Raw genomic sequence first — 12417 nt, forward strand, 5'->3', positions numbered from 1 at the left:
ATTGATTAAGATTAGTCTATATTAATTTTTCAACATCCCTGCACCAGAAAATAAATTCATACTTTGGTAGTCTTTTGGTTTTATAATCGTAGGCTGCTTTGTTAAGTTTTTTGCAGTAATGACCATATTGTTTTTTGATTTCTTTTTATCTTCCATGTGCATTTCCATGATTAATCCATTTGAAAATTGAGATAGTACTCTTGGGTCTATATCTGGTATTTCCATGTTTTTTGCTCCACCGAAGTTCATAAAATTGTTCAACGTTATTGGTGCTTCAGATGTATGGTATACTTTTATAATATATCTGTCATCTTCCATTTGAAGTCCATTACAGTTGAAATTCAATATTTCTTTTGGCGAAAGCTCAGAGATTTTGAAATCCACTTTTTCGCTTTTGTTCTTTACTTCTGGAATTGGATACGTTTGTATAAATTTTTGCCCTTGCCCATCTGTAAACATTACCATGGTGTTTAGATCAGTATCAAACAACATAGTCATGTTCCCCATGTCTTTAGATTTTTCATCAACCATTTGTGTTGCTTGATAAGTGACCCCTTTTTTTATTAAAAAATTCATGCCTATTTTATCTTTCTTTTTGTCGCCAATTAACATCTCTGTTTCATATATCCAATCAAATTCATAGGTATTAGGCAAATCTGCAGCAGATACTTTATGATTATTTATTGCGTTTCTAACAGATTTTACTTGCCCTTTAGAATTGCTAGTATCATAATCGTCTTCATCAATATCTTCTGGGTTTTTATCCTTTTTAAAAGACCCAAAAACCATAGCCATCATATCTTGACCTGCTGCTTTTTTTTCAATTGCAGGAGGCAACTTTACATCAACAGGTTTGTAATCGTAAACAAATTGACTTTCTCCAGGAGGCATCATATCCATTTGAAAACCATTGGTTGGCTGACTTGTCTTAGTTTTATTTGTATATATTTCTACCAATCTATCTTTATCATCAAAAAGTACATAACTGCCTTCATATCCTGGTTCGTTTAGAAACTCGAATTTAGTATAGCTTTTACCTTTAATGTTTCTTTTCACTTCTTTAAAATCTTCATATCTAAAATGTTCTGGTTCATATACAAAAGCAAATTCTACAATGCCGTTAAACGGATTGGCAGTTACACCTAAATCTTGTTGTTTTTGTAAATTTGCCATAAAAGGTTCTGGAGGCAACTTATAGCCTTCAATCAACATAGTAGGCACCATCATTCCTTGGCTTTGTAATGCTACAAGTGATGATTTGTTATACATTCCCTCTCTTTCATTATAGCCATACATAAACCCTTCGCTATCTATGTAGCCTGGTTTAGGTTCTGTCGCTTGGTCTAATCTTACAGCCACTTGGTCTGCGTCAAAATACTGCGTTTGGTTATGGTTACCGTTTTCATGAATTTTAATCACAACATCTTCTTTGAAGAACGCTTTTTTGGCTTCTGTATGAATATTTAAAGCCGAGTTTGAAGATTCGCTTAACTCCTCATCCTGATTCTCCCCATTTTCATTTTCCTCTTTAGATTTGCCTTTTGGTGTTGTGGCATCGTCTATGGTTTTTTCTGTTTTTTTGGTTACAACCTCGTCGGTTTTACGTAGTAGAGTACGTTCGGCAGCTTCTCCCGCTTTTTGTTTAAGTTTTTTAAGTAGTTGTGCTTGAGTAGGTACGGTAATAAAAACACAACACATCCCAATTAATAAAAGCTTTAAATTCATGGCCTTAGTTTAAAAAAAAAAGGAAGACTTTTAAGTTACAAATAACTATTTGGTCTTCCCTTTTACATTGATTAATAGCGTTTTTAATATTGTCTAAAAATTATTTCTTTTTTAATTTCACCGTTTTTATTACTTTATTTTTTAAAAGTATATTAAGCTCGTAAATTCCTGTTTTTAAATGATCTACACTTAAAAATATTTTGTTTTTTTCTGGATTTTCTTTAGAAAGGGGATCCATAAAAAGCTGTTTTTATTTTAGCTTTTATAAAAGTAGATTACTTATTTTTTGAAGTATATCACAAATGTTTCAAATCATAAAACATATGTTACTGAGTGAAAAGATATGAGATTATGTATCTTTTAAGAGGTATTCGTTAGGTGTACAACCGTAAGTTTCTTTAAAACATTTGTTGAAATAAGAAGGTGTATTGAAACCAACACTATAGGCTATTTCAGCAATGGTAATATCTGTAGTTTCTAAAATCTTAACTGCTAACTTCAACCGTTGCGACCGTATAAATTCGCTTGTAGACATGCCTACAATGGCATGTAGTTTTCTATGAAGTTGAGTTCGGCTCATACCCATTAATTCACCAAAAGCTTCACTTGTAAATGTTGCATTGGTAATATGTTCATCTAAAACCGTTTGCACGCGTTTTAAAAAATCGTTTTCAGTAGATGTTATAGCCAATTCTGGATTAATACTAAAAGTTTTACTAAAATGTATTTTCAGTTTTTGTCGGGTTTCTAAAAGTTTCTCAACTATTAACTTGAGTTTTTCGTTGCTAAAAGGTTTAGTAACATAAGCATCGGCACCTGTTTTATAGCCTTCTATCTCGTTTTGTTCGCCCACTTTTGCTGTTAACAAAACCACTGGAATATGACTGGTAAGCGTATTGGTTTTAATATCATTACAAAGTTCTATACCACTTTTATTAGGCATCATTACATCACTTACTATCAAATCGGGCAATGCTTTTAATATTTTACTCAACCCTTCTTGACCATCTTCTGCTTCTATAATTTTATAAGTGTCTTTGAAAATAGAAACTATAAAATTTCGAATTTCGGGATCATCTTCAACAATTAACACCAGTGGTTTTTCTGTTGTTTTATCAACGTTTGCATTAACTTTACTTTCCTGGACTTCTTTTTTGGTTTCTATAACCAATTCATCTTCATTAAAAGCTGTTTTTTCAATGGGTAATGTAACCGTAAATTGTATTTTATCTACACCTAAATTATTGGCTATTATGTTCCCTTTAGAAAGGGTAACCAACTCTCTTACCAATGCCAGACCTACTCCTACGCCATCGGAACCTTCATTATCTCTATAAAAACGGTTAAATAAATTATTAAGATTAGAAACGGTTGTTTGGTTTGTTTTATTAATTACTGAAACAACCATAGTTCCATTAGTTTTTTGAACATCAAATATTATTTTACTTGAATTTGGCGCATACTTTACAGCATTAGACAACAAATTTGAAACTACTTTTTCTATAATATCGGTATCAAACCACACATTTTCTAATGGTGTGATGGCTGGTTGGATTGCAATATTCTTCTCGCTAGCTTTATATTGGAATGCTTCAACAATTTGCTTTAACAGCATTGTTAAACTTCCTTTTGATATTTTAAGGCGTTTTTGACCAGAATCTATTATTGATAAATCTAACATTTGATTTACCAAATTTAATAACCTATTGGCATTTTGCTTAACCAACAATAATTCTTTGGTATCTTCTTTTGAAATATTTTTTTTATTTAATTGGTTTTCAACGGGCCCCAGAATTAATGTTAAAGGCGTTCTAATTTCATGTGAAATATTGGTGTATAGTTTTGTTTTAAATTCATCCAGCTTTTTTAAACGTATAGTTTCTTCGTGTTCTAATCTTAATTGGTTTTTTAAGTGCCAGCGCCATTTAAGATATCTATACAATAAAACAAAAGAACCTATAAAACCAATTAAATATAGCGTCAAAGCTGTATTGGTTTTGTACCAAGGCTTTAAAATAGTAAAGTGGTAGGTTGCAGGAACATCAGCCCAAACGCCATCATAATTGCTGGAAAGAACTTTAAACGTGTATTTGTTTGAAGGTAAATTGGTATAATGTGCCATATGTTTATTTCCCGCATCAACCCAAGTAGAATCGTGATTTACCAATTGGTATTTAAACTGATTTCGATCAGGTGCTGAAAAAAGTAAAGATGAAAAGGTAAAAGTAACTGTATTTTCGTTAAAATTCAATGTTTGATTTTCCTTTAATTCATATGGTTTTGAAAAAACTTCGAACTTAGATATTACGGTTTTAGGTTTTGTTGAATTAAATGTTAATTGATTTGGGTCGAACCAATTAATTCCATCCAATCCTCCAAAATAAATAATGCCATTCGCATCTTGATAATAAGCTCCAGTATTAAACTCTAAATTTTGCAAACCATCGGCATCGGTATAATTTTTTATAACAGGTTTTGAAGCTGCTTTGGTATTAAACTTACTTAGCCCGTAATTTGAACTTAACCATAAATTCTCTTCATTATCACACAGAATGCCATAAATAACATTGTTTGGCATGCCATCTTCAACAGTATAAGTTTTTGTTGTTTGCGATGCTAAATCATACTTTTTAAGCCCCTTACCGTATGTTCCAACCCAAAGTACACCCTTATGGTATAATAAAGATTTAATAGGGTCTGCTATTTCGTTAATCTTAATAATCAAACCAGTATCTGTTTGCAATTTAAAAAGTCCGTTATTTTCAGTGCCAATCCAAAGTGTTCCATTTTCACCCTTTACCATAGCCCTAATGTTATTTGAGGTAAGCTTAGAATTACTATTGTTAAATTGTTTTAAAATACCCTTTTCTTTATCAAAAAGCACTAAACCATTACGTTCTGTACATAACCAACTTGAAGTATCTGAAGCTTTTATTATTCGCCAAATAGTATAATCAGAAATTTCTGGATAATTTTTATAAATCCCATTTTCAAAAATATTGAGTCCAAAACCTTGGTGCCCAATCCATAAAGATTGATTAAAAAAGTTTAGACTTACTATACGGTTACTATTTAAACCAATAACATTACTTTCAGTAAATGTCTTATAGGTTTGCGACGCAATATCCATATAGGTAAGTCCTTTTCCAGATGTACCAACCCAAACCAGATTTTCATTGTTAGAGGTAATACTTCTTACCACATCTACATTAACATTTTTAGACAACTGCTTGTTTGTTAATACATTGAATTTAATAAGATGCTCGTCGTAATAACTAGCTCCTGCCCCATCAGATCCAATCCAAATAACCCCCGTATTATCTTCAAATAGAGTTAATATATCATTGTAATGTAAATCAAAGGGGTTTTCTTTATTTGCTAAAAAGTTTGAAACTACACCTGTTTTAAGGTCATACAGATAAACACCGTTGCCGTAGGTTGCAATCCAAAGACGATTTTTACTATCTACAAGTAAATCCTCAATATTTAAATTTGAAGGTAAACCACTATTTGAAATTGGCTTAAAACCTTTGCTGTTTTTGGTTTTAAAAAATAGCCCATGACCATAAGTTCCAACCCAAAGCGTTCCATTTTTTGATTGTTCCAAACAACTAAAATTAACGTTTTTAGCATTATGGATTTTTACTTTTTTATAATCTGTGTTTTTAGAAAATGCAAAAATAGTTTCGGAACAAGCAACATATAACGTATCGTTATGTTCTAAAAAATCGTAAACAGTTTTGTTTCGGTCCTCTCCTCTAAACACCTGTATAGTATCTTTTGAAACAGCATTAATTTTGAAGAGCCCTTTATTGTAAGTTCCTATATAATGATTTAATTGCTTGTCTTGAAAAACAGTACTGGCATTTTGTATACCCAATACTTTTATAAAGTTCTTTGACTCAACGTTAAAATACTCTAAAACTCCCGAATTACTTACAATCCAAAGTTGGTTTTTCTTGTCTATATAAACTTTCCCCAACTTACTAAAGGTAGGTCTGGTTATATCTTCAAACTGCTTATTAAAAACTGTAAAACTCTTACCATTATATTTATTTAATCCATCTTGTGTTGCCAACCATAAATAACCTATACTATCTTGGGCTATACTTATAACACTATTTTGAGAAAGTCCTTCTTTTATGCTAAGTGATCCAAAAGCAAATTGTTTTTTACCAGTTTGCGAATAAACAACTATTGGCAAAAGAAAAAAAAATAATATTTTTAATCGACTCATTAACAAACAATTTACTCCTTTAAAGGTAATAAAAATTGTTAATTACGAAATTACTAATGATTCTATAATGGAAACCATCTTGCTTGTCCGTTCTTTTAGATGCTCTTCTGTCCAAGATAGTTTTATTAAACAGGAAATATTTTTACCAATAAACATTTAAATCATTCAAAAGATTTGATATTTGCATCCAGATTTAGATGATTTAAAGATTTATAAACTTCGTTTAATTGTCATACTACTTATACCCAATAAACTCATTTTCAGCATCTAAAATTGACTTCACATATGTTTTGAACGCTGGATATTCTTCAATATTAACTTCTTCTAAAGATGGTTTTGCATGCATGTTTATTTGCAAATGGTTTTCTTTTACTTTAGAATAAGATATTTCATATAGATGTTCTTTGAAAGTAAATTTTTGATTTTTTGGAATTTCAACAAAACTCATTCCTTCATTTATAAACAAATTATAGGTATTAAAATACTCGTCTAAATTTTCGTATTGGATATACTCTATTGGATATTTTCTATTTTCTAAACTTACAATATCACTTGTATATGGATGAGAAACTACAGGCAATTGAAAGATATTTATAGAACCAATTTTATTTATCTTCTTATCCAATGAAATATTAGAGGTGTACTGAATAATTTTGTCATTGTCCAATCTTTCTATGTTTATCAATTCGTCTAAAATAAAATCATCTTTAATTTGATTTTTTAAATCGTCATGAATAGATTTTTTTACAACTTCTAAGTTTGGTTCATCAAAAACACTTGCATAATATGAGTTAATATGACCCGTAAATTTAGTGTTGATGCCCATTGTAACTTTATCATTATTTATATTGATTGTAACATCATTAGTAAATACAGATGGTTCTCTAAGTACATTATCTAACTTAAATAAATCGTATTTTTTGTTTTCATCAAAATTAAATGGAATTTCTAAAACAGATGCACCTCGTAACGATACAGGCAACGACTTAAATGGTAAATATTTATCAGTAAGTTCTAAAAACTGTTCTTTTCCATCAATTTCAACTTTAGCAATGCAATGGTTGAAATCTGTATTTGGCAACACCATTTCATTTCTACCATAATCCGAAGTCAATACAAGCACCAAGTTAGCCTTAAGCTCTGCCATATTTGCCAAGGTTACATACAAAGTTGAAAAGTCTTTACAATCACCCAAACCAGTTTTAATTGTTTTAGAAGGTTTTTGTGGTACATAGCCACTTTGCCTAAAACTCACTGAGCTATAAGTGAAATTGTTTTTTATGTAATTATAAATTATTTTGGCTTTTTCTTCATCTTTTAGGTGCTTATAGCCTTTTGGAAACAATGTCTCAAAAACATCTTTAACTCTTGTATCTACCTCTATATTAGATCTTACCAAATCGGAATACCAAATAGATATATCATTCCAACTAGGAATGGTGCTAATATGTAAATATTTAGCAACGTCAACCGTATTTGGCATATAATATTCTTCTTGTGGTATTTCTGGTAAATTTTCTACTTTCCATTCATACAAGTCATAATTTTCCAACTTGGAAATTTTTGGATCTAACTTACCATTAACTGACTTGTAAAACAGCTTGTGGTTTTTTGGCACTATAATTTTTAATGAAGATTGTAATATTGGGTGGAACGAATCGAACATAAAACTATCAGTATAATCTTTATAAAAACGTCCTGTACTGGAAAATGATCCTTCGTAATCTATATAAACAACGTCTCCAATAGACAATCCTTTAAACACCAAATTCGAACCACTTTTATCGGCAGGTACAATGCTACCATCTGTTTTAACTAATTCAGATTTTATAAAATGGTAGTTACCCGATAGACCTAAATCATATTCTTTAAAAAACTCTATACCGCTATTTGAGGTAACTTCGTACAGGTAAATAAAACGAAATTTCCCCCCGCCCTCGTTAAACAACTCTAAATTAGAATCGTCACTTAAAATATTATAGCCGTAATTATTAGTTGATATTTTCCCTCTGTTAGATTTGATGAAATTGTAGGCATCTTTAAAAGAAATTTCGTTTAAAACATTGCTTTCATTTTTTAAATCTCTAATCTTATTTCTTAGCGTACTATTGGCACTATCATGTTTTAATGAGTTTTCATAGGCTAACAAGGCGCTTTTTTTATCATCTAATTTTAAAAGAGCATCACCCTTTAATTCCATTAGTTTAAATGAATATGGGAAATTTTCTAGACCCATATTTATATATTCTAAGGACTCTGAGTATTTTTGATACGTGTGTAGTTTTTCAATTATTGGAATGATATAAGTATTATCAAAAGACAAATTCTCTATATCTTTTGAAATAATTTTTAAAGATTTATCCTTCTCCTTTCTATTGGCGTAATATTTTGATAAGGTAGTTATCCCTGAATAATTAAAATAATTAGAGTTTATTTCTTCAAGTAGTTTTACTGTTTTATCATCTTCATTTAAAAGAGACCCGAATAATGGGGCGCAACGTAATAACATCCTCACATTATCTTTAGAGACTATAAGTAAGTCTTCTAAATTTTGTTTTAATGCCTCCAAATCTTCTTTCCTTGAATTATATACAAAGTCCGACATGTGTGCAAGCACTTTATTATCTACTGAATTTTTAAACTTTTCTAAAAAGCTTTTCAGCTCAGTTAAAGTCATTCTGTTTAACTCGCTAAAATCTATAACTTTATAAACAAGTGGTAAATAATAATCTGGATCATCCAATTCCATATTCTTTTTCAATTCATTAAAAGATGTAGCGTCACCTTCTACTGAATAAGCTTGAATCAGCATTTTTCTTATTAAAGAACTTTTAGGATACTTGTCATAGAATGGCTTTAAAACATTTTTTGCTTCTTCGTATTTTGAATTTCTTAAATACGTGTTTACCAAGCAGTAACTATAAAGAAAATTAGATGGATTTTCCTTTACTTTATTTTTGAAATAAACTTCAAAATCATTCTCAATTATTTTAGGATTTATATCATTTAAAGTTGAAATATTATACGGTTTAAATTCTGAACTGTATGATAAATTTGTGTTTGTACTACCGTCTTCGTTTAAAATGCTAGTAATAAAATAACTGCCATAACCACTCTCTGCTAATTTTAACAACAATCTATTTTCACCCTTTGGAATTGTTACCATAACCTTGTAGGCATTCAAATCGGTAGTAACGTCTTCATTATTCTGAAAAACTAAAACATCATTAAGCCATAGTTTAAAAGATGAACCACAACCAATCCTGATAATAGCTCGCTGTTCTTCGTTGGCGGAAATAAATGTTTGCGCATAATTTACACCTGCACCATAAGATTCATGATTTGTGAAAAACTGATAAGCTTCTCTTGTGTTTTTTGGCGTGTACCAATTAACAAGGCCATTACTTTTAGCATCAAAAGGTGTTTTTGAATATGCTATAGACTCTGGCCCGTAATATTTGTCTAAACCACTTTTGTTTAAATTCTCGAAAACTCCGCAATATTGCCAATTTTTAATGGCTTGAATGGAATCGTTTAAGGCGAAATATTTATCCCAAACATTATTTTCTCTACTTACTACAGAATTTAAATAGCTTAAAGCATCTTTTACATCTTGATTTTTAATAGAAACTTGAGAAACAGCTTCAAGAACATCCTTATTTCTTTTATCAAAACCTGTTTCTAAATAAACATCAAACAAATAAGATTTATTCCATAAACCATATAAATAATATTCAAAATCGGGTTGCTGTAAAAACGAACTTGTAAACACCAGATGCTCTACAAATTTGCCCATTTCTTCTCGCAAAATTTCATTTGCAATTAAAGACTCTATATTTTTATTTTTCTCTGATTTTAGATTTTTTTCAGCTAAAGCTCTATCGTTTTTTAAAAGCGCTTCCCAAAATTTTTCATGCATATTCTGCGAACCAACTTGAATAATATTAAAGGCTACAAGTAAAAATATAAGGAAGTGATTTTTCATACAATATTAAATTTAATATGAATTTAATAAAATATATTTAATAATTGCAACCATTTTATTGGCACGTTCCTTAACCTGTTCTTCTGTCCACGACAGTTTTATTAAACAGGAAATATTTCTACCAATAAAATGATCGGATTGTGGAAATTCTTTAGTTTTAAGATACTCCAATCCGGTTTTTACTTCTGCTGGAATTGGGAAAAGTGATTTTAATTCTTTTAAATGATCCCATTTACGAATGTAATGCCAATTGTTATTATAGTACTGAAAACAAGCGTCTACTCCTTGGTTTTTAAACGCTTCTGAAACTTTAAGTGATGTTTCTAAATCTGGTAGAAAGAAGTTTAAAAAGCTATAATTTTCTTCACCACCTTCGGGAACTGTTCTAAACGTTACTTCTGGAATTTGCGATAAAGCGTCCCTTAAAATGGAATAATTCTTCTTTTGAATTTTTAAAATCTCAGGCAAACGTTTTATTTGCGCTAAACCTACTGCTGCATGAAGTTCTGAAATACGGAAGTTGTACCCTAAAAAAGGATGTGATTCTGCTCCTCTATCGTTTCCAACGTGGTCGTGACCGTGGTCGGAATAATGGTCGGAATTTATGTAATAATCTTTGTTGTTTGTTATGACTGCACCACCTTCGCCACAGGTAATAGTTTTTACAAAATCGAATGAAAAACAGCCTAAATCTCCAATACTTCCTAATGGTTTGTTTTTATAGGTTGCTCCAATCGCTTGACAGGCATCTTCAATTAATAACAGACTGTGTTTACTACAAATGTTTTGAATTGCATCCATATTTGCCATACTGCCACACATATGGACGACCATAATGGCTTTTGTTTTTGGGGTGATGGCTTTTTCTACGGCTTGTGGGCTAAGGGTTAAGGTGTCGTCTATATCTACCAAAACAGGGATGGCTCCAAGCATCATAACGGCTTCAAAACTGGCTACAAAGGTAAAAGTTGGTAAAATAACCTCGTCTCCTGCCCCTACACCTGCTGCTGCCAATGCTACTGATATGGCTGCAGTACCGCTTGATACTAATTGGGCGTGGTTTACTTGAAAGGTGTTTTCTAAGGCTTTTTCCAGTTCTTTGGCTTTCCAATGGCCATTTCGCATGCCATCGAAACCGTAGCGCATGAGTACGCCATTTTCCAATACATCGTTTACTTCTTTTCGTTCTAATTCTCCAAATAATTCAAATCCTGGCATAATGTATGTTTTTTACTGGTTGGTTTGCGTTAGGGATTGAGGCATTGTTGGAGCTCCTCGCAGAGAGCGACTGCCGAAAGCCCGACCTGTTTCCTGAACTTGTTTCAGGATAAAGGTAACGCCCAAATGGGTTGTATCTATAGTTCTATGACTGCGTCGTTTATTGATTTTCTTACTTTTGCGAATGCTGCAAACATATCGGTTTCGTCTCTGTAACCTACAGGCAAGAGCAGTACGGACTTGAGTCCTTTATGGTTTAGTTGTAAGGCGTTGTCGATGGCACTTGGGATAAAACCCTCCATGGGACAGGAATCGATGCCTTCTATGGCACACACGGTCATTAAATTGCCCAAGGCTATATAGGCTTGGTTTCTGGACCATTGTTGGCGCTCGTTTTTGGACATTTTTTGCATCATCTTTACAAGGTCTTCCCGATATGGTTTTAAGATGGTTTCTGAAGTATTTCTTGTGCTTTTGATGTTATTGTAATAGGAGATAATATCTGTATCCAATATATCTTCTTGTACACAAATAACCAATAAATGTGATGCGTCCAATACTTGTTTTTGGTTGTAGGCATGAGCTACTAATGGCTGTCTTATGGTTTCACTCTCTACTATTACCAATTTTATGGTTTGCAAGCCGAATGATGTTGCCGTTAAATTGAATGCTTGTTTTAAAACATCTAATTTATCTGATGATAATTTTTTAGTTGCATCGAACTTTTTGGTGGCATAACGCCATTTAAGTTGCTTTATAATATTCATTGATGAATTTTAATTTTTACAAAAATAAGCTAATAGTAAAAGCATGAAAATTTATTTTTAAAAAAATAGAATTTTATTTGAAAGAATTAAAAAAGGGTTCTATATTTGCACCCGCATTCAGGGAATACCTGATGAGACCGAAACTGGAGAAATGGCAGAGTGGTCGAATGCGGCAGTCTTGAAAACTGTTGAGGGTCACACCTCCGGGGGTTCGAATCCCTCTTTCTCCGCAAAAAATCCGTAACTATATCTAAATCAATATATTACGGATTTTTTATTTCTATTACAAGTACAATTATTGTACGACATAACACCCACAATTCGCCCAAAAAACCTCTGCACTTCAACCAATAAAAATTATTCATAACCACTCTAACGTCATTGCGAACAAAGTGAAGCAATCTTATAAGTAAAAAACCTCCGTTAAAAACGGAGGCTTTGATTTTCAGATTAGCCCCAAAGGGGCATTAGGCTCATTCATGATG

Annotated in this window: 6 protein-coding genes and 1 tRNA gene; 1 reads left to right on the forward strand and 6 read right to left on the reverse strand. The window is 31.6% G+C overall.

What is annotated here, in order from left to right; translation table 11 throughout:
• Positions 1-21: 21 nt before the first annotated feature.
• The 6 genes from ACGK9U_RS13020 to ACGK9U_RS13045 all read right to left on the reverse strand — a co-directional run bounded on the left by ACGK9U_RS13020 (position 22) and on the right by ACGK9U_RS13045 (position 11932).
• On the reverse strand, positions 22-1725 hold the full coding sequence (locus ACGK9U_RS13020) for a hypothetical protein (protein WP_394466819.1): 1704 nt from the start codon (positions 1723-1725) through the stop codon (positions 22-24).
• Between the two features lie 100 nt (positions 1726-1825).
• Positions 1826-1963: a hypothetical protein gene (locus ACGK9U_RS13025; RefSeq protein WP_394466820.1), complete on the reverse strand. Its 138-nt coding sequence runs from the start codon at positions 1961-1963 to the stop codon at positions 1826-1828.
• Between the two features lie 111 nt (positions 1964-2074).
• Complete coding sequence (locus ACGK9U_RS13030) at positions 2075-5962, reverse strand: two-component regulator propeller domain-containing protein (protein WP_394466821.1); 3888 nt, start codon at positions 5960-5962, stop codon at positions 2075-2077.
• Between the two features lie 235 nt (positions 5963-6197).
• A complete protein-coding gene (locus ACGK9U_RS13035; protein WP_394466822.1) occupies positions 6198-9947 on the reverse strand; it encodes a DUF3857 domain-containing protein in 3750 nt (1249 codons plus the stop codon).
• A 12-nt stretch (positions 9948-9959) separates the two neighbouring features.
• Entirely contained in the window at positions 9960-11165 is a 1206-nt protein-coding gene (locus ACGK9U_RS13040) for a DegT/DnrJ/EryC1/StrS family aminotransferase (RefSeq protein WP_394466823.1), read from the reverse strand.
• Positions 11166-11302: 137 nt separating this feature from the next.
• Positions 11303-11932, reverse strand: a complete 630-nt coding sequence (locus ACGK9U_RS13045; protein WP_394466824.1) for an NAD(P)H-dependent oxidoreductase — start codon at positions 11930-11932, stop codon at positions 11303-11305.
• 145 nt (positions 11933-12077) lie between these two features.
• On the opposite strand from ACGK9U_RS13045, the gene ACGK9U_RS13050 reads away from it, so the two are divergent.
• Positions 12078-12162: transfer RNA gene (locus ACGK9U_RS13050), tRNA-Ser, on the forward strand.
• Positions 12163-12417: the final 255 nt, after the last annotated feature.

The organism is Mariniflexile sp. HNIBRBA6329 (assembly GCF_043558645.1).
Classification (GTDB): Bacteria; Bacteroidota; Bacteroidia; order Flavobacteriales; family Flavobacteriaceae; genus Mariniflexile.

What these genes read in the sequence shown, in the direction of transcription:
- ACGK9U_RS13020 (WP_394466819.1), bottom strand. Translation starts at nt 1,725, where the DNA reads ATGAATTTAAAGCTTTTATTAATTGGGATGTGTTGTGTTTTTATTACC.
- ACGK9U_RS13035 (WP_394466822.1), bottom strand. Translation starts at nt 9,947, where the DNA reads ATGAAAAATCACTTCCTTATATTTTTACTTGTAGCCTTTAATATTATT.
- ACGK9U_RS13030 (WP_394466821.1), bottom strand. Translation starts at nt 5,962, where the DNA reads ATGAGTCGATTAAAAATATTATTTTTTTTTCTTTTGCCAATAGTTGTT.
- ACGK9U_RS13045 (WP_394466824.1), bottom strand. Translation starts at nt 11,932, where the DNA reads ATGAATATTATAAAGCAACTTAAATGGCGTTATGCCACCAAAAAGTTC.
- ACGK9U_RS13025 (WP_394466820.1), bottom strand. Translation starts at nt 1,963, where the DNA reads ATGGATCCCCTTTCTAAAGAAAATCCAGAAAAAAACAAAATATTTTTA.
- ACGK9U_RS13040 (WP_394466823.1), bottom strand. Translation starts at nt 11,165, where the DNA reads ATGCCAGGATTTGAATTATTTGGAGAATTAGAACGAAAAGAAGTAAAC.